This is a genomic window from Nonomuraea terrae (assembly GCF_004348995.1).
Taxonomy (GTDB): Bacteria; Actinomycetota; Actinomycetes; order Streptosporangiales; family Streptosporangiaceae; genus Nonomuraea; species Nonomuraea terrae.
Map to the genome: position 1 here is coordinate 1 of NZ_SMKQ01000179.1, position 18764 is coordinate 18764.

An 18764-nucleotide genomic window follows, 5' to 3' on the forward strand; every position below is an offset into this window, starting at 1 on the left:
GGGTGCGGACGAGGGTGTCGGCGGTGAGGCGGCGGTCCGGGTTCTTGTCCAGGCAGGCCGCCACCAGCGGTCGCAGCGGCTCGGGCACCCCCGACACGTCGGGCTCGTCGTAGAGGAGGGCGCGCAGCACCGCCGCCACCGAGTCGCCCGCGAACGGACGCCGTCCCGTCGCCGCGAACACCATCGTGGCGGCCCAGCCGAACACGTCCGCCGCCGGCCCGATCGGCCCCATGTCCAGCTGCTCGGGCGCCATGAAGCCTGGCGTGCCGAACGCCCCGCTCTGGGTGACGGCGTGGTCGAGCGCGTGGGAGATGCCGAAGTCGATGACGACGGGGCCCTCGGGCCCGAGGATGACGTTGCCGGGCTTGAAGTCGCGGTGCACGACCCCCGCGCGGTGGATGGCGGCCAGCGCGGTCGCGGTCGCCACCGCGAGCCGCTCGAGACCGCCGCCGGTACGCGGTCCCTGCGTGCGCACGACCCGGTCGAGGGAGTCACCGGGGACGTATTCGCTGACGATGTACGGGCGGTCGCCGTGCATTCCGGTGTCGAGCACGCGGGCGGTGCAGAAGGGCGCGACCCGGCGGGCCAGCTCGACCTGGCGGAAGAACCTGCGGCGCCCCTCGGGATCCTCCGACATGCGGGCGTTCAGCACCTTGATCGCCACTTCGCCGCCGGACGGGCTCAGCCCCAGGTAGACGGCCCCCTGACCGCCCTCGCCGAGGAGCCCGGTCAGGCGGTGGCCGGCGACCTGACCGAGGTCGTCTCCCGAACGCGGACGAGACAATGCCCACCCTCCCCCATAAGCGGAAATTGCCGCACCGAATACTACGATTCAGCCCAATATCCGGATGACGCGGGTGGGGGCATTGGCGGACTTAATCCGAAATTCACCGAAATGTTCATATAAAAGACACCAGTCATTCCGCGTACGGAAACTAGTCCAGGCACTACCTCACGAACGGGCGGCACCACCATGGAGACGCGCGCCCCGGCGCGCGAGCGTGGAAGCATGAAACTGATAGCGATCGGCGCGCTGCTCGGCGCGCTCGCGGCGGTGCCCTCGGCGTCGGCGGAGTCCGTCTGGGGCCCCTGCCAGGGCGCCGAACGGCCCAAGGACCTGCAGTGCTCGTCCGTCGAGGTGCCCGTGGACTGGGCGAAGCCGGACGGCGGGACGATCAAGATCCAGATCGCCCGGCTGCCCGCCACCGGCGACACCATGGGGACGGTCTTCAGCATCCCGGGCGGACCCGGCGGTTCGGGCGTCGACGACCTCACCTACTACCGCGACAGCTTCACGAAACTACGCGAACGGTTCGACGTGGTGAGCCTGGAACCGCGCAACGCCGGCACGTTCGGCCGGTTGCCGCAGGAGTGCTTCACCACCGGCCCGTGGCTGACCCGGCCGGACACGCGCGGCGAGTACGCCCGGCTCGGGGTGAAGATCCGGCGGAACGCCCAGGAGTGCCGGAAGGTGGATCCCGAGTTCTTCGACCATCTCGACTCGGCGTCCGTGGCGCGCGACATCGACGCGATCCGCGCCTCTCTCGGGGAGCAGCGGCTGAGTTTCATCGCCACCTCGTACGGCGGCGTCCCGGCGGTGGCGTACGCGCGGCTGTACCCGGAGCGGGTCAGGGCCATGTACCTGGACGGCGCGGTCAACCAGTTGCGCGACGCGACGACCGACGCCCGGACGCGTTACCGCACGTACGAGGCGCAGTTCGACCGGTTCGCGCGGTGGTGCGGCACGTCGGGCGCGTGCGGCGCGGACGTGGCGGCGCGCTGGCGGAAGGTGGTGGCCGCCGCCGACCGGAAGCCGATCCCGATCAAGGGCGAGGACGGCGCGTACAGCGGGTTCGACCTGCAGGTGGCCGCGATGCCGCACCTGGTGAGCCCCGGGCCGGCGCCCGATCATCCGCGCTGGCGGCAGCTCGCCCAGGCCATCGCGACGGCGGAGCGCGGTGACGCCTCCGGGTTCGCCGACTACGTCAAGGCCGGGACCGGCAGCCTCAAGCCGCCGTCGTACGTCGGCATGAACGCCACGATGTGCGCCGACGGGCTGCGCTTCGACGGGTATCGCGAGTACCGGGCCGTGCGGGCGATGGGCGAGCGCGTCTCGCCGAACCTCGCCGGGATGGGGCTGTGGCATCGCCTCGGCTGCACCGGCTGGCCCGCCCCGGTCGCGAACCCGGCCGCGCCGCTGCCCGCCGGCCTGCCGCCGTTCCTCGGGGCCGGCACGTGGACCGACTACGACGACACGGCCGACATCGTACGGCGCGTGCCGGGGTCGGCGACGGTCCGCTTCGACGGGCACGGCCACGGCCTGTACCTGACGGGCGACACCTGCACGATCGCCCACGCCAACGCGTACCTGACGGACCTGCGCCTCCCGCCGGCGAACACCACCTGCCACCCGACCCGGCCGAACTGACGGTCGACACCCACCAGCGCCGGGAACCGCGCGGAAGCGAGCGCGCCTCCCGGCCCAGGCCCATGCTCCGGGCCAGGCGGGTGGCGAGAGCCCGGGAGAACCCCCGCCACCGGCGCCCGACCAGGTGCTCAGGCGAGCAGAGCCGCCAAGGCGGAGGCAGGTTCGGGGTGGGTGGTCAGGAGGGTGGTGACCTCCTGCGAGCCGGTTTCACCGGTGAGCGCGAGCCACTCGCCCGTGCATCCGAGCAGCCCCGCCACCGCGTCGCACGCCACAGGATGCCCCACCAGCAGCTCCGCCACCGGCCCGGCCGCCACCGGCGCGGCCCCGGTGACCGACCCGGCGGGCTTGGGGCGGGAGGTCCACGGCGGCACCCAGGCGTCCACGGCCGTCAGCGAGCCGGGGAACGTCCGCCCCGCCTCCCGGACGAGTGCCGGCATCAGCTCCCCCGCGCCGTCCCGCAGCGTGACGATCAGCTTGGGCAACCACGGCAGCAGCACGGAGTCAGGCAGCCGCGCGAACGCCTTGGAGATCACCTCCACCACGAACCCCGACAGCCCCGGGGCCGGCTCCACCGCGTGCACGAACCCGATGACGTACTGCGGGAACGCCGGGATCACCAGCGGGTTGCCCAGCAGTTCGTCACAGCGCGCCCGCAGCTCGGCCAGCGGCAGCAGCCCGAGCTGGTGGCGGGCGGCCCACATCAGCGCCACCTTGGCCGGCGACTCCGGGTGGGACTGCTGCACCGCGAGCTCCAGCTGGGCCCGGTCGCAGCCGAGCGCCATCGCGAGGCTCTCCATCGTGAACAGGAAGCCCAGCATGGCCGCGACCTGCCGCACGCCGGTGTCGTCGTCGACGACGGCGGTCGGCAGGAGCGTGCAGTAGTGGGCGTAGCCGGCCGTCACGAACGCCTCGCACCAGGCCGGCAGCTCCGGCTCGCCCGCCCGGTAGTAGGCGAGCAGCCGCCGGATGCGGCGCAGCACCTCGGGCGCGTCGTCGACGCCGCGCTCGGACGCGAGCAGCTCGACCGCCCGCGCGCCCAGCTCGTCGGCGAAGCGGCGGCTGCCGAGGAACAGGATGGCGTCCTCGACCGCCGCCAGCGCGACGGCCGCGGTGGCCTTCGGGTCCCACACCGCGCGCCGCAGCCGCTGCTCCAGCACCTGCTCGACGGTGACGCCCTCGTAGCCGAGCTCGATGATGGCGCGCTGGTACTTGCCGAGGGCGACGTCCCAGCTCTCCTGGATCGAGCGTTCGCCGAGCCGGCGCTCGCCCATGATGGGCCGCACCGCGTCGGACGGCAGCAGGTAGCGCAGCTTCCACAGCAGGTCGGAGCAGGGCACCAGCTCGGGCTCGGCATGCAGGTCGATCAGCGCCCGCTGGATCGTCCGTTTCTCCAGGTCGAGCCCGAGCGGGGCGAGCCGGTCGTAGACGTCTCTGGCCAGCGGCGGCATGGCGTCGTAGCCGACCTCGCCGAGCCGGTCGCCGCCGAGCAGGATCTCGCAGAGCCGCCGAACGTCGCGCCGCCCCGGCACGGAGTCCTTCTCGATGCAGGTGACCGCCGCGTCCTGGAAGTCGTACGGGGTGGGCCTGGCCCGGTTGCGCATGCCCGCCAGCAGGATCGAGGTCTCGTAGACCGCGATCGCGTCGGCGGTGCTGGCCAGGTAGCCGTTGCGGCGGGCCAGCCGGACGATGTCGACGCACCAGCCGAGCAGCTCGGCCTCGTCGAGCGCGTCCAGCGCGGGCGGCCTCGACAGGAACCCGCTCAACCGGTCGGTGAGCTCGCCCTGCGGCGCGGGCGCGGGCAGTTTGGCCGCGCGTTTGCGCGCCCCCTTCTGCCCCGCCAGCCGGAACGGCGTCAGCCCGCCACGGGTGAGCGCCTTGTCCCACGTCGCCGCCGCGATCGACACCGAGCCGGGCGCCAGCCCGAACTGCGCCTCGATGGCCGAGTGGCTGGACGGGATGAGGCCGTACAGCCAGGTGGTGCCGGTACGCGGGCTGATCTCGTAGGGGGCGGTGGACCGGACGCCGAACTGCTCGACGCGGGTGGCGGCGTGGAAGGCGCCGCAGACGTACAGGCAGTCGGCGGGGTCGGCGCCGGAGGCGGCCAGGTGCTCGCGCATCCTGGTCCACATGTAGCGCTCGCGCTCCTCGTCGAGGGCCAGCCGGTCGTCGTGGTCGGGGCGGAGCCGGCGGAACAGGCTGCCGATCATCACCATGACCTGGCGGTAGGTGTCGTAGTCGGCGCCCGCGAGGGGTTGCTCGACGTACTGGTCCCACCACTCCGACCAGTGGCGCACCTTGCCGTGGTGGAGGAGGTGCTCCTCCAGCTCGGCGAAGCGGGGGCGCAGGTCGCCGATCTCGACGCCGACGGCGTCGCCGTGCAGGCCGGTCTCCTCGCCCTGCCTCGGCTTGGGCTCCCCCTCGCGCGTCCACTGGTAGACGTGGTCGGTCGAGCGGTCGACCAGCACCAGCTCGACGCCGGGGGTGTCGAGCGCGTACGCGATGGCCTGGTATTCGGCGGACGCCTCGGTGATGGGCGCCACCACGCTGAGCGGCGCCAGCTCCTTCGGAAAGCCTTCGAGGTCGGTTGCGAACGCCTGCACGGCCACCGGCAGCCGGCAGTTGCGCAGCTCGGTGAGCAGCGGTTGCAGGTCTTCGCACAGCTCCAGGTAGATGACCTTCGGCTGCTTCTCGCGCAGCCTGCGCACCATCGCCAGCGCCGAGGCCGGCGAGTGGTGGCAGACCGGGAAGATCTCCAGCTCCTCGCGCAGCGCCCGGTCGACGTCGTCGACGAGCCCCGACAGGATGCCGGAGACGGCGACGGGACCGCCCGCGAACTGCTCGGCCGCGTCGAGGAGTTGCTCGCGCAGCGTGCCGAACGGGCTCGTCTGGTCGATCATGACAGCGTGGAGATGGCCTCGCGGCCGCCCTCGAGGAACTCCGGCCACAGGCCGCCGTCCTTCTTGCTGCGCGGCTCGACCACGCCGTGCCAGTACTTGTTGAGGATGGCGAGGTCTTCGGGGCTGCGCCGGGCCAGCGAGCCCACCAGGGAGCCGGCCAGCGTCTGCGCGCGCAGCACGCGGTCGCCGAAGAAGTGGCTGTGCAGGATGGCGTCCTCCAGCACGCCGATCTGCTCGGCCGTGGACAGCGCCGACTCCAGCTTCTCGTCGTCGCTGGTGGCCGAGGCCGCCGCCGAACGCAGGTCGGCGAAGCTCTGCAGCAGGATGTCGAGCAGCGTGGGCGGCAGGTCCAGCTCGATGCGGTGCCGGCGCAGCAGCTCTTCGGTGCGGAACCGGACGATCTCCGCCTCGCTCTTCCTGTTCGTCACGACCGGGATGCGGACGAAGTTGAAGCGCCGCTTGAGAGCTGACGACAGGTCGTTGACGCCACGGTCGCGGCTGTTGGCGGTGGCGATGATGGAGAAGCCGGGCTGGGCGAAGACGATGTTGTCGTCGTCGAGCTCGGGGATGGAGACGTACTTCTCCGACAGGATCGAGATGAGCGCGTCCTGCACGTCGCTGGTGGAGCGGGTGAGCTCCTCGAAGCGGCCGATCACGCCGTTCTCCATCGCCGTCATGATCGGCGAGGGGATCATCGACTCGCGGGACTGCCCCTTGGCGATGACCATGGAGACGTTCCACGAGTATTTGATGTGGTCTTCCGTGGTGCCGGCGGTGCCCTGCACGACGAGCGTGGAGTTGCGGGAGATGGCCGCGGCCAGCAGCTCGGCCAGCCAGCTCTTGCCGGTGCCCGGGTCGCCGATCAGCAGCAGGCCCCGGTCGGAGGCCAGGGTCACGATGCTGCGCTCGACGAAGCTGCGGTCGCCGAACCACTTCTGCGCGATGTCGCGGTCGAGCCCGTCGGAACGTTCGGAGCCGAGGATGAACAGCCGCACCATGCGGGGGCTGAGCCGCCACGAGAACGGCTTGGGGCCGTCGTCGATCGACTCGAGCCAGTCGAGCTCGTCGGCGTACTTGACCTCTGCGGGGGCTCGCAGCATGTCACTCATGTCGAGGGGTCTCCTAGCTAGGTGAGGAAGTTCTTGAGCTCGAAGACGAGCTTGCGGATGTGGCCCGAGATCACCGGGGTGCCGAGGGCCTTGAGTTTCTGGCGGAACCACGGGTCGACGCTCTGGGCTCCCGAGCTGTTGACCGAGCCGACGGGGATGAACTTCACCCCCGAGCGGTGCACCGCCTCGAAGTCACTGATCAGCGACCGGTTGTCGTAGAAGTCGGAGATCCACACCATCACGGTGTTGCGCGGATCGGCGATCTTGGGCCGGGCCAGCGCCATCGCGGCCGTGCCGTCGGTGCCGCCGCCGAGCGTGGTGCGCAGCAGCACCTCGAACGGGTCGGACACCCACGGCGTCAGGTCGATCGCCCGGGTGTCGTAGGCGACCAGGTGCACGTCGACCTTGGGCAGGCCGGCGAAGATCGAGGCGAGGATGGTGCAGTTGACCATCGCGTCGACCATCGAGCCCGACTGGTCGACCACCACGATCAGGCGGGCCGGGGTGGTGCGGCGGGCCGTCTGCTTGTAGAAGAGCCGGTCGACGTAGAGGCGCTCGTCCTCCGGGCTCCAGTTGGGGAGGTTCTTCCAGATCGTGCGGTCGATGTCGAGGTTGCGGAACACCCGCTTCGGCGGCACCGACCGGTCGATGACGCCCACGCTGGTCTTCTCCACCTGGGTGCGCAGCACCTCGGCGACCTCGTCCACGAACCGGCGGATGAGCGCCTTGGCGTTGGCCAGTGCGACGCCCGACAGGTTGGACTTGTCGTGCAGGAGCTGCTCGATGAGCGACATGCTGGGCGTGAGCTGCCTGGCCAGGGCCGGGTCGGCGAGCACCTCGCGCAGGTGCATGCGCTTGACCAGGTCGCCCTCCAGGTTGGCGAGGACCTTGGCCAGCTCCTCGTCGCCCGGGCTGTAGTGCGACCCGCCGGGGCCGAGACCCCGCCCGGGGCCCGAGGCGCCGGGCGCGCCGTCCCGCCCGTGGCCCGCTCCGCCCTGCCCGTCGCCGGATTCGTCGCCCTCGCCCTCGCCCTCGCCCTGGCCCTGGCCCCTGCCCCTGCCGCGCCCCTGGCGCAGGCCGCCGGGCTCGCAGCCCATGCCGCGTTCGAACCAGGCGGCGTCCTTCTTCCAGCTCTCCAGCTGGCCGGCGGTCACGTTGCCGGAACCCGTCGCGAACACGTTGAGCAGCAGCTTGGAGACGAGGGCCGCGCGGCGTACCTCGCCGCCGTTCTCGTGCTCGCCCTCCGCCATGAGCCCCTCGAACTCGGGGCCCAGCTCGGGGAAGCGCTGCACCAGGTTGTCGACCGACACCTTGGGGTCGAGCAGCGCGGGCGGCAGGCCGAGCTCTCCGACGATGCCGACGGAGGCGTTCTCCAGCGCGGGCTGCTCGTCGGTGCCGAACAGGCGCGACAGCAGCCGCCAGTAGAGCACCTGACGCTTGCTCTCCTCCGCCCTCTGCACACTCTGCGGGTCGTCGGTCGTCTCGTTCTGTGAGGTCCCGGTCATTTGCGCAGCAGCCGTCCTGCGCGTTCCCGCAGCACGGCGACGACGTCGCCGGCTCTGGCCTCGGCCTTGACCGCCTTGGGGTCGGTGGGGCCCAGCGCCCAGTCTCCGGTGTGCACGGCGACCGGCTTCTTCTTGACCGTCGCCTGCACGCCGAGCGGCTGCACGGACCACTGCCCGGCGTCCCAGCGCAACAGCCCGACACACGCCGTGGAGGCGGCCACCAGCTCGGGGGTGAGCGGCCCGCAGGACGGCAGCCGGTCGAGGTCGACGCGGACGGTGTTGCCGCCCAAGGCGAGCGTCTGGCCGTCGACCGTGTAGCCCTCCAGCAGGACGGGCTCGGCGATGCGCACCGGATGGCGGTCGAGCGGTGTCACCGGCGTCGCGGTGGCGGCGGCGAGCTGGACCCGCGCGATGGCGAACGGGTCGGCCTCCTCCGCCGCGCCCGCCCGGTCGTCGTGCCAGACGAGGTCGCCGCCGGGCAGCATCGGCATGCCGGTGATCTCGACGGCGAGGTGGCCGGCCAGCGCCCCCATCAGGACGGGACGGTCGCTCAGCAGCCGCCACACGGTGGGCCCGGCGATGGTGTCGACCTTGGCGGCGGCCACGCTCGTACGGACGAGCAAGGACGGGGCGCCGCCGGCGGGCTCGAGGATGCCGTGGACCTGCACGCGCACGGCGGTGGCGTGCTCGTGGACGTCGGCGCCCAGGATGAGCAGCCGCCCCGACACCGGCTCGGCGCCGGCCTGCCACGGCCCCTTGTGGGAGAGCAGCATGGCGCGGGCCCACAGGTCGGCCCAGCGGCGGACCGGCAGTCGCTCCATCGTGGCGACCGGGCTGCAGGCGCGCAGCTCGGCGGCGAACCCGTCGAGCAGCACCGCCAGACCGCGCAGCTCGGGCACGGCCAGCAGCGCCTCGATCGACTGGTCGGCCGAGGAGACCAGATCGTGGTCGACGCCGCGCCAGCCCACGATGGCCAGCTCCCGCAGCCACCCGCGGCACCCGGCCAGCAGGTTGCCCGCCGGCCCGGCCGTCTCGCCCGCGGCGGCGTTCCACGGCGCACGGGTGCGGCCCAGGGCGGCGTCGAGGCGGGCGAGAAGGGCGTCGTGCACCGCACCCAGCAGCGCGGCGCGCCCGCCGGCCAGGGCCGCCAGGTGCTCGTCGCCCGCCGAGCCCGTGGTCGCCTTCTCCACGGCCTCGCCCACGCGCGGCCCCAGAGGAGTGGCGGCGAGCGCGCCCGCCAGGGCGGCCAGCGCCGCGGCCGGCTCGTCGCCGACACGGGCGAACCCGTGCGCGAGGGCCTCGTCGAACCCCTTCACCAGGTCGAGCGCCTCGCCGGCCCCCGCCGGCCCGTCGGCGAGTAACCCGCCGAGTTGTACGTCGAGCATCAGCGTGCCGCCCCCATCGCCGGGAACCAGTGGAGCTCGGGCAGCGGGTCGGCGCTGCCGGGCACCTCCAGGTAGGCCAGGTGGCGCAGGAACCGGCTGAACACGACGGCCGCCGGGGTGCGCTCGACGCTCCCCCTGACGTGTGCCATCAGGTCATCGCCCTCGGGCACCTCCACCCGCAGGTAGCGGGCGACCCGGTCGAGGCCGTACTGCACGACCGCCTCGTCGGCCAGCGCCCGGATGTGCTTGCACGCCGAGCCGTACAGGCCGCCGCACGGCCGGTTGTTGTTGGTGCTGCAGCTCAGCGCGTGGGTGCCCGCGGTGATCGACGAGACGTAGACCCGCTCCATGTCGGATCCGCTCGACACGACCCCCTGCAGCCGGCCGTCGGCGAGCTCGACGAAGGGCACCTTCGCCAGCTTGCGCGGCCGTACGGGCAGCACCAGCCGCACCATGCTGCGCTGCTCCCACGCGGTTTCGTCCGCGTCCACGACCTCAGAACCTCCCGTCCCAGCCGCGTCTTGAGCGCGGGCGGGACTGCCCGCGCCTTCGCGAACGGCTGATCATGATCCGGGAACCTACCTGAGGCCGCCGACAAAATCCGATCAACGACGGAGCCGAACATGCTGACGATCCGCCCGCCCCCTGCGTGCGCCGCCTCGACCACGTCAACGTCCTGGCCGCCGAGGCCGCGACGGGCGGCGCCGCCGCCCGTCACCCCGCCCGTCACCCCGGTTTGACGTCCGCCACCGCCCACGTGGGCTGCTCGCCGGGCGCCAGCTCGGCGAAGCCGGGCAGATCGCGCAGCGCCTCCTCGGCCCCGCCTGGCGTGTACGTGGCGATGATCCGCAGCGGCCGCCACCCGGTGTTGAACGTCGAGTGCATGGTCCCCATCGGGATCCAGATCGCGTCGCCTGCCCTGACCGCGAACTCGGGCCCGTCGCCGACCGTCTGCCGCCCCTCGCCCTCGATGACGTAGAGGACCTCGTCGGAGTGCGGATGCTGGTGGCGGTCGTGGCCCCTGTTCGGGTTGATCACCACCTCGCCGAACGTGGACGACGCCCCCGGCACGCTGGACGGCGACACATGCCACTTGATCGAGCCCCAGTCGAAGACCATCGTCGGCACGGAGTCCGGTGGGCGATGCATGGTGGTTCCCCTCTCACAGGCTCTTGAAGGCGCGGAGCTGGTCGGCGATGGCGCGTTCGGCGGGCAGCCGTTCCATCGAGGAGGCCCCGAAGAAACCGGCGATCCCGGTGGTGCGTTCCTGGATGAAGCGGACGTCGTCCGGCTCGGCGATGGGCCCGCCGTGGCATAGCACGATGACGTCGGGGTTCACGGCCACGGCGGCGTCGTGCATCTCCTGGACGCGTACGGCCGACTCCTCCAGGGTGAGCGCGGTCTTGGCGCCGATGCTGCCCTTGGTCGTCAGGCCCATGTGCGGCACCAGGATGTCGGCCCCCGCCTCGGCCATGGCCGTGGCCTGCTCGGGGGTGAACACGTACGGGGCGGTCAGCAGGCCGCGCTCGGCGGCCAGCCGGATCATGTCGACCTCCAGGCCGAACCCCATGCCGGTCTCCTCCAGGTTGGCCCGGAAGACGCCGTCGATGAGGCCGACGGTGGGGAAGTTCTGGACGCCGGTGAAGCCCATCCTGGCCAGCTCGTCCAGGAACTGCGGCATGAGCCGGAACGGGTCGGTGCCGCAGACCCCGGCCAGCACGGGGGTGTCCCTGACGACGGGCAGCACCTCGCCGGCCATCTCGACCACGATGGCGTTGGCGTCGCCGTACGGCAGCAGCCCGGCCAGGGAGCCGCGCCCGGCCATCCGGAACCGGCCGGAGTTGTAGATGATGATCAGGTCCACGCCGCCGGCCTCGGCCGCCTTGGCCGACAGCCCCGTGCCGGCGCCGGCCCCGATGACCAGCCGGCCCGCCTTCCGCTCGGCACGGAGCCTGCCGAGCGCCTCGTCGCGATTCATCCGGTCCCTTTCTGGATCAGTTCGTGCAGGCGTTCCGCGGCGGCGACCGCGAACCCCGGCTCGTTGACGGCCTCCTCGCTCTCCACCACCTGCACGTCGCCGCCCGCCACGGCCCGCAGCACGGCGTCGAAGCAGGCGGCGTCGGCCTCCGGGTCGTAGAACGGGCCTCCCGGGACGTCCACGGCGGACACCCCGCCGCGCGGGACGAACAGCGCGACCGGCCCGCGGGCGGCGGAGAGCTTCTCGCCGATGACGCGGCCGATCTCGGCGCACTCCGCGGGGGTGGTGCGCATCAGCGTCACGGTCGGGTTGTGCACGAGCAGCCGCCGGTCGCGGAAGCGCTCGGGGACGGTGTCCATCGGCCCGAAGTTCACCATGTCGACCGCGCCCAGGCTGACGACCTGCGGCAGGCCGGCGGCGCCCGCTGCCGTCAGGCGGTCGGGGCCCGCCGACAGCACGCCGCCGACCAGCTCGTCGGCCAGCTCGGTGGTGGTCAGGTCGAGCACCCCGGCGAAGTGCCCGGCGGCGGCGAGCGCCTCCATGGCCCGCCCGCCGGAGCCGGTGGCGTGGAAGACGAGCACCTCGTAGCCGAGCTCCTCCAGCCGGGCGCGGGCGGCGTCCACGGCGGCCGTGGTGACGCCGAACATCGTGGCGGCGACCAGCGGCTTGTCCTCGCCCGCGGGCCCGGCGGCCCGGCGCTGCTCGTAGGCCGCGGCCATCGCGGCGATCGCGGCGGCGGCGTTGCCGAGGATCTGGCGGGAGATCGAGTTGATCCCGGCGATGTCGACGACGCTGTACATGAGCGTCACGTCGCTCTGCCCGACGTACGCCGAGACGTCGCCGCCCGCCATGGTGGAGACGAGCAGCTTGGGCAGCCCGACGGGCAGCACGCGCATGGCGGCGGCCGCGATCGAGGAGCCGCCGCTGCCGCCGAGCGCGAGCACGCCGCCGATCCGCCCGCGCGCGTACAGGTCGCGGGCGACGGCCGCGGCGCCTTCGGCCATCGCGCGCAGGGCGGCGCCGCGGTCTCCTGCCCGCCACAACTCCTCCAGGTCGGCCCCGCCGGCCGCGGCGACGGCTTCGGGGCCGATGTCGGCGGCGAGCGAGGCGCCGCCCATGACGCCCGCGTCGACCAGCACGACCTCCTGGCCCGCCGCCGTGACGAGGTCGCGTACGTAGGCGTACTCGCCGCCCTTGGTGTCGAAGGTCCCGAGCAACAACACGGCCATGCCTGACCACCTCTCAGAGCCCCGGTTCGCACATGGGTGCTTGCCCCGCCGTGAGCCCGGATACGCCTGGCTCAGGGCGCGTGCGCCTTGATCGCCACGCTCGTGAGGGCCAGCAGCAGCTCAAGGTCGGGCTCCGCGTCGACCTGGACGGTCACCCAGGCGCCGTCGGCGCAGGGCTGGACCTGGTCGCAGGCGTCGAGGTAGGGGCCGAGGCGGCCGATGGCCGGGGCGGTCAGGCGCACCCGCACCTCGGCGGCGCCGGTCTGCCGGACGATCTCGGTGCCGCGTACGGTGAAGACCGCGCCACGCCGGGTGTCGCTCACCGCCAGCGCCGGCCACGACCGAAGCTCCGCCACCGCCCGGGCCACGTAGGGGCCCCGGCGTCCGGCGGTCCGCCGCCAGGCGGCCATCCCTGCCACACCCCCATGCTGAGGCACGGCTCCCCTCCGCGTCACCGGCCGTTCCGCAACCGTTATCCACGGGGTCAGCGGTGGATGACGCCCTCTCACTCCTTGCCGTGGGTGGGGACGATGTCGAGCTCGCGCATGCGGCGGGCGCCCCATTCCCCCAGGGCGCCGAGCGCCGTGTAGAGGGCGACGCCTTCGTCGGTCAGCTCGTACTCGACTCGGGGCGGTGACTCGTCGAACACGGTCCGGCGGACGATCCCGTCCGCCTCCAGCTCACGAAGTTGCTGGGCGAGCACCTTCTCGCTGATGCCAGGGAGGCTGCGGCGCAACTCGCCGAACCGACGCAGCCGCTCGTCCAACGCCCAGAGAATGAGCGCTTTCCACTTGCCTCCGACGACGTCCATCGCGGCGTCGATGGCACAGATGTAGGGCGGGTTGCGCATCCGCCCCATGGTAGCCGGGACACCCCGTCCCACTCGCCGATGCCCTGGTGCGGGCTCAGCCGACGGCGCGCCGCATCCGCCACAGCGAGGCGCGCAGGTGCCCGGCCAGATCCTCGGGCACGCCCGCCTCCCCGGAGGCGGAGAGGATGTTCTCCAGGCCGGTCGCCTGCATCGCGGGGTTGTACTCCTCCGGGACGGATTCAGCCACGTCGGCGCCGGCGACCATGATCGGGAGCATCTGCTCCATCCACGGCTGGAGCACCTCGCGCCTGAACGTCTCCACGTCGCCGCCTTCCGCGTGGACCAGCGCCACGGCGTGGTCCGCGCCGGCGCTCATGCCGTACATGCCGCTCAGCGCGGCCATGTCGTACAGCGCCGCGCCCCCTGGGTCCTCGCCCACCCACCGCGGACGGCCGATGGGGGCGAGCACGGGAGCGGCACGGTCGAACACGTCACGCGCACCGCTGTAGAGGATGAAGGCTCCCTCCGTCCCGATCGTCGCCGGCACGGCCATGATCCCGCCGGCGAGGAACCGCACCCCGTACCCGTCGAGCCACCCCGCGAGTTCGCGCGCCTGCCGGGCGGAGCCGCTGGTGAGGTTGACGAGCGTCCCGCCGGCCAGGTGCCGGGTGGCCGGCGCCAGCGTCTCGCGGACGCTGGCGTCGTCGAGCAGGCACGCCACCGTCAGGTCGCCCGCCCCGATCGCCTCCTCCACGCTCGGCGCCTCCCGCGCACCGCGGGCGACGAACTCGCCCGCTTTCCCGGAGGTACGGTTCCAGACCGTCACCTCGGCTCCGGCTTCGAGGAGCGCGCTCGCGAGCGCGCGGCCCATGGCTCCCAGGCCGAGGATGCTGATGCGTTCTTTCCGCGTGTTCATGCGGACCACTGTTCACTCGGGGCGGCGCTGCCACAAGAACGCACTTCGAAGTGCGTGGTTACCTGGAGGTCAGCCCGGCCGGCAGCGACCCGAGGCGTACGGGGTTCACTGCGCGGCTTCACAAGCTGAGGGACGCGCCTTGACGGCCTCACAGTCAAGGGTTACCGTCGTCTCATAATTAAAAGGAAACTTTACTAATAGTTTCCTGGGCATCCCATCCCCCATCACCCCCCTACGGATGTCGGAGCATCATGAGACACAGCGTCCTGAGCAAGGTCCTCGCCGGGATGGCGGCGTCAGTGCTGCCGCTCACCGCGGCGGTCGCCGCCCCGGCCACCGCCTCCACCACCGCCTCCGTCAGCACCTCCACCAGCGCCGTCCAGGGCATGTTCGCCGACTGGGCGCCGTGGACGTCGTACGCCGCCGGGACCCGGGTGACGTACGACGGCGTCGAGTACGAGTGCGTCCAGGCGCACACCTCGCAGCCCGGCTGGGAGCCGGCGAACGTCCCGGCCCTGTGGAAGGCCGCCACCGGCGGCGGCACGGACACCACCGCGCCCAGCGTGCCCGGCAACCTCCGCTCCACCGGTGTCACCGGCACCAGCGTCACGCTCGCCTGGAACGCCGCCACCGACAACGTCGCCGTCACCGGCTACGAGCTCTACCGCGGCACCACCCTCGTCACCACCGTCACCGGCACCACCCACACCGACACCGGCCTGACCGCCGACACCGCCTACACCTACACCGTCCGCGCCCGCGACGCCGCCGGCAACCGCTCCGCGGCGAGCACCCCCGTCACCGCCAGGACCACCGGCGGGAACGGCGGCGGCGGTGACAAGGTGCTCGGCTACTTCGTGCAGTGGGGCGTCTACCAGCGCGGCTACCACGTCAAGAACATCGACACCAGCGGCTCCGCGGCCAAGCTGACCCACATCAACTACGCCTTCGGCAACGTCCAGAACGGGCAGTGCACGATCGGCGACAGCTACGCCGACTACGACCGCTTCTACCAGGCGAACGAGAGCGTGGACGGCGTCGCCGACACCTGGGACGCGGGCGCGCTGCGCGGCAACTTCAACCAGCTGCGCAAGCTGAAGGCCAAGCACCCGCACCTGAAGGTGCTGTTCTCCTTCGGCGGCTGGACGTGGTCCGGCGGCTTCGCCCAGGCCGCGCAGAACCCGGCCGCGTTCGCCGAGTCCTGCTACCGGCTGGTCGAGGACCCGCGCTGGGCGGACGTCTTCGACGGCATCGACATCGACTGGGAGTACCCGAACGCCTGCGGCCTGACCTGTGACACGAGCGGGCCGGCCGCGTACAGGAACCTGATGTCGGCCCTGCGCGCCCGCTTCGGCTCCGGCAACCTGGTCACCGCCGCCATCACCGCCGACGGCACGGACGGCGGCAAGATCGACGCGGCCGACTACGCCGGCGCGGCCCAGTACGTCGACTGGTACAACGTCATGACGTACGACTTCTTCGGCGCCTGGGCGCCGCAGGGCCCGACGGCGCCGCACTCGCCGCTCACGTCCTACTCGGGCATCCCGACCGCGGGCTTCCACGCCGACAGCGCGATCCAGAAGCTCAAGAGCAAGGGCGTGCCGGCCGGCAAGCTGCTGCTCGGGATCGGCTTCTACGGCCGCGGCTGGACGGGGGTCACGCAGGCCGCGCCCGGCGGCACGGCCACGGGCCCGGCGCCGGGGACGTACGAGCAGGGCATCGAGGACTACAAGGTGCTCAAGACACGCTGCCCGGCCACCGGCACGGTCGCGGGCACCGCGTACGCGCACTGCGGCAACCAGTGGTGGAGCTATGACACGCCGGCCACGATCGGCGGCAAGATGGGCTACGCGCGGGACCAGGGCCTCGGTGGCGCCTTCTTCTGGGAGCTCAGCGGCGACACCACGAACGCCGAACTCCTCACGGCCATGGAGAACGGCCTGAGCTGACCCGTCGGACGACCGGCCCTCCGCGCGGGAGGGCCGGCCTTCCCGGTCACAGGGAGCCGAGCTCGTCCATCTGCTCCGGTGTCAGCGACACGGTGGAGGCGGCCAGGTTCTCCTCCAGGTGGGCGACGGACGAGGTGCCGGGGATCGGCATGGTCACCGGCGAGTGGGCCAGCAGCCAGGCCAGGCTGACCTGGGCGGGCGTGGCGCCGAGGTCCTTGGCGACGTGCTCCACCGGGCTGCCGGGCCCGGCCAGGGAGCCCTTGCCGATCGGGCTGTACGGGATGAACGCGATGCCCTCCCGCCCGCAGTGCTCCAGCACGCCCTCCGAGGCCCGGTTGGTGAGGTTGTAGCGGTTCTGCACGCTGACGATCTCGGCGACGCGCCGGGCCTGTTCCAGCTGCTCGACGCTCACCTCCGACAGGCCGATGGCGGCGATCTTGCCCTCGTCCTGGAGCGCCTTGAGCTCGCCGACCTGGTCCTCCAGCGGCACCTCGGGGTCGACGCGGTGCAGCTGGAGCAGGTCGAGCCGTTCCACGCCGAGCCGGCGCAGGCTCATCTCGACCTCCTGCCGCAGGTACGCGGGCCGTCCCACCGCGTGCCACTCACCCGGCCCGGTGCGCACGAACCCGGCCTTGGTCGCGATCAGCAACCCCTCCGGGTAAGGGTGCAACGCCTCACGGATGATCTCCTCGCTGACGTAGGGCCCGTACGAGTCGGCCGTGTCGATGAGGTCGACGCCGAGCTCGACGACCCGGCGCAGGACCCGCAGGGCCTCGTCGTGGTCGCGCGGCGGCCCCCAGACTCCCGGCCCGGTGAGGCTCATGGCCCCGAACCCGAGGCGGTGCACGGTCTTGCCGGCGATGGTGAGCGTGCCCGTGGACGCCAGATCTATGGACATGGGGTTCCCCGTTTCGTACGCGGATGTGGGCCGTTTCCGGTCCGTGATGTAACGGATATGCGGTTCAATCTTCCCTATTTCCCTATTGATGAATACGTTTCCGCCTACGCGCGCTTTTATGACCTGGGTCACCCTCCACTTCCGAGGAGCAACCATGCGTTCCCGACTGCGCAAGGGCGTACTCGGCGCCATCACCGCCGTGGCCGTCGCGGTGTCACCGCTGGCCTTCACCGGCACGGCGAGCGCCGCCCCCAACAACAACTCCGTCCGCAAGCTGGTCAAGGCCGTCCAAGGCGAGAACGTCAAGAAGCACCTGAAGGCGTTACAGGCCATCGCCACCGCCAACGGCGGAACCCGCGTGTCGGGCACCCCCGGATACGACGCCTCCCGCGACTACGTGGCCCGCAAGCTGCGCGCCGCCGGGTACGACGTGACGATCCAGCCCTTCGAGTTCACCTTCAGCGGTTACGTCACCCCGCCCGTGCTGCGGCAGAACAGCCCGGCGCAGAAGACGTACACGTACGGGTTCTTCGCCGACTACGTGGCGATGGCCGAATCCCCCGAGGGGTCGGTCACCGGCACCGTCCAGGCCGTGGACCTCACGTTGCCGCCGGGGCCGGAGAACACCTCGACCTCGGGCTGCGAGACGAGCGACTTCAACGGCTTCGTGGCCGGGAACATCGCGCTCATGCAGCGCGGCGTCTGCAACTTCCGCGTCAAGGTGGACAACGCCATGGCCGCCGGAGCCTCTGCCGTCATCATCTTCAACGAGGGGCAGACCGGGCGTACCGAGGTGGACCTCAACCCGTCGCTCGGCGGGCCGGGCGTGACCGTTCCCTCGTTCTTCGCCAGCTTCGCGGTCGGCCAGGAGCTCGCCGCCGCACCCGGCACCACGGTCACGATGAACTGGGACCCGATCGTGGAGCAGCGGACCACGTACAACGTGATCGCCGAGAGCAGGAAGGGCGACCCGGACAACGTGGTCATGCTCGGCGCGCACCTGGACAGCGTCCAGGAGGGGCCCGGCATCAACGACAACGGCTCCGGCAGCGCGGGCATCCTCGAGGTCGCCCTGCAACTCGCCAAGACCAAGCCGAAGAACCAGATGCGCTTCGCGTTCTGGGGCGCGGAGGAGTTCGGCCTGCTGGGCTCCGACCACTACGTGGCCACCCTCTCGGAGGAGGAGCGGGCCGAGATCGCGCTGTACCTGAACTTCGACATGATCGCCTCGCCGAACTACACGTTCGGGATCTACGACGGTGACGGTGACGCGTTCGGCACCTCCGGGCCTGCCGGGTCGGACGTGATCGAGGAGGACTTCGAGAAGTTCTTCGCCGGGCGCGGGCTGCCGTACACGGCGACGGCGTTCACCGGGCGCTCCGACTACGGACCGTTCATCGCGGTCGGGATCCCGTCGGGCGGCCTGTTCACCGGGGCGGAGGTGCTCAAGACCGAGGAAGAGGCCGAGATCTTCGGCGGCACCGCCGGCATCCCGCTCGACCCGTGCTACCACAGCGTCTGCGACACCATCCAGAACATCAACGACCACGCCCTGGACGTGAACTCCGACGCGATCGCCACCCTGGCGGGCACGTACGCCTTCGACACGGGCACCATCGGCGCCACCGCCCCCGCCCAGCGAGCCGCCAAGTCCGCCAC

Annotated in this window: 16 protein-coding genes; 3 read left to right on the top strand and 13 right to left on the bottom strand. The window is 71.9% G+C overall.

The annotated features are described in order from the left end of the window. Positions 1 to 784, bottom strand: a 784-nt coding sequence (locus tag E1286_RS36370) for a serine/threonine-protein kinase (RefSeq protein WP_132619993.1), incomplete at its 3' end; no start/stop codon positions are given. A gap of 225 nt (positions 785 to 1009) precedes the next feature. Here E1286_RS36370 and E1286_RS36375 point away from each other — a divergent pair. Then, positions 1010 to 2428 (top strand): alpha/beta fold hydrolase, encoded by a 1419-nt coding sequence (locus tag E1286_RS36375; RefSeq protein ID WP_246075479.1) that lies wholly within the window; start codon positions 1010 to 1012, stop codon positions 2426 to 2428. Positions 2429 to 2556: 128 nt separating this feature from the next. Here the strand turns inward: E1286_RS36375 and E1286_RS36380 are convergent, their stop codons facing one another. The 11 genes from E1286_RS36380 to E1286_RS36430 form a co-directional block, all read right to left on the bottom strand. Continuing rightward, positions 2557 to 5325 carry a DUF5682 family protein gene (locus E1286_RS36380; RefSeq protein WP_132619997.1) on the bottom strand — a complete coding sequence of 923 codons (2769 nt, stop codon included), beginning with the start codon at positions 5323 to 5325 and terminating at the stop codon, positions 2557 to 2559. After that, on the bottom strand, positions 5322 to 6434 hold the full coding sequence (locus E1286_RS36385; RefSeq protein WP_132619999.1) for an ATP-binding protein: 1113 nt from the start codon (positions 6432 to 6434) through the stop codon (positions 5322 to 5324). The genes E1286_RS36380 and E1286_RS36385 overlap by 4 nt, the downstream gene beginning before the upstream one ends. Before the next feature lie 17 nt (positions 6435 to 6451). Continuing rightward, the gene (locus E1286_RS50790) at positions 6452 to 7939 is read right to left on the bottom strand and encodes a VWA domain-containing protein (RefSeq protein ID WP_132620001.1); all 1488 of its coding nucleotides are present in this window, start codon (positions 7937 to 7939) and stop codon (positions 6452 to 6454) included. Next, positions 7936 to 9324, bottom strand: coding sequence for a hypothetical protein (locus E1286_RS36395; RefSeq protein ID WP_132620003.1), 1389 nt, complete (start codon positions 9322 to 9324; stop codon positions 7936 to 7938). Before E1286_RS36395 ends, E1286_RS50790 begins: the two co-directional genes overlap by 4 nt. Beyond that, positions 9324 to 9815, bottom strand: coding sequence for a hypothetical protein (locus tag E1286_RS36400; RefSeq protein WP_187368270.1), 492 nt, complete (start codon positions 9813 to 9815; stop codon positions 9324 to 9326). Before E1286_RS36400 ends, E1286_RS36395 begins: the two co-directional genes overlap by 1 nt. 235 nt (positions 9816 to 10050) lie before the next feature. Beyond that, on the bottom strand, positions 10051 to 10473 hold the full coding sequence (locus E1286_RS36405) for a cupin domain-containing protein (protein WP_132620005.1): 423 nt from the start codon (positions 10471 to 10473) through the stop codon (positions 10051 to 10053). Positions 10474 to 10486: 13 nt separating this feature from the next. Beyond that, the gene (locus tag E1286_RS36410) at positions 10487 to 11302 is read right to left on the bottom strand and encodes a phosphoenolpyruvate hydrolase family protein (RefSeq protein WP_132620007.1); all 816 of its coding nucleotides are present in this window, start codon (positions 11300 to 11302) and stop codon (positions 10487 to 10489) included. Continuing rightward, positions 11299 to 12531: a Tm-1-like ATP-binding domain-containing protein gene (locus tag E1286_RS36415; RefSeq protein ID WP_132620009.1), complete on the bottom strand. Its 1233-nt coding sequence runs from the start codon at positions 12529 to 12531 to the stop codon at positions 11299 to 11301. Before E1286_RS36415 ends, E1286_RS36410 begins: the two co-directional genes overlap by 4 nt. 71 nt (positions 12532 to 12602) lie before the next feature. Continuing rightward, positions 12603 to 12941: a luciferase domain-containing protein gene (locus tag E1286_RS36420; protein ID WP_246075481.1), complete on the bottom strand. Its 339-nt coding sequence runs from the start codon at positions 12939 to 12941 to the stop codon at positions 12603 to 12605. 95 nt (positions 12942 to 13036) lie between these two features. Next, a complete protein-coding gene (locus E1286_RS36425) occupies positions 13037 to 13390 on the bottom strand; it encodes a winged helix-turn-helix transcriptional regulator (protein ID WP_132620013.1) in 354 nt (117 codons plus the stop codon). Positions 13391 to 13436: 46 nt separating this feature from the next. Next, on the bottom strand, positions 13437 to 14258 hold the full coding sequence (locus tag E1286_RS36430) for an NAD(P)-dependent oxidoreductase (protein ID WP_132620015.1): 822 nt from the start codon (positions 14256 to 14258) through the stop codon (positions 13437 to 13439). Positions 14259 to 14509: 251 nt separating this feature from the next. Between E1286_RS36430 and E1286_RS51525 the strand changes: the two genes are divergently transcribed. Beyond that, positions 14510 to 16207, top strand: a complete 1698-nt coding sequence (locus E1286_RS51525; protein WP_132620017.1) for a glycosyl hydrolase family 18 protein — start codon at positions 14510 to 14512, stop codon at positions 16205 to 16207. 46 nt (positions 16208 to 16253) lie between these two features. On the opposite strand, the gene E1286_RS36440 is transcribed toward E1286_RS51525, so the two are convergent. Next, positions 16254 to 17105 (bottom strand): aldo/keto reductase, encoded by an 852-nt coding sequence (locus E1286_RS36440; RefSeq protein ID WP_132620019.1) that lies wholly within the window; start codon positions 17103 to 17105, stop codon positions 16254 to 16256. Between the two features lie 154 nt (positions 17106 to 17259). Here E1286_RS36440 and E1286_RS36445 point away from each other — a divergent pair. Next, a partial coding sequence (locus tag E1286_RS36445; protein ID WP_132620021.1) for a M28 family metallopeptidase occupies positions 17260 to 18764 on the top strand: 1505 nt, incomplete at its 3' end.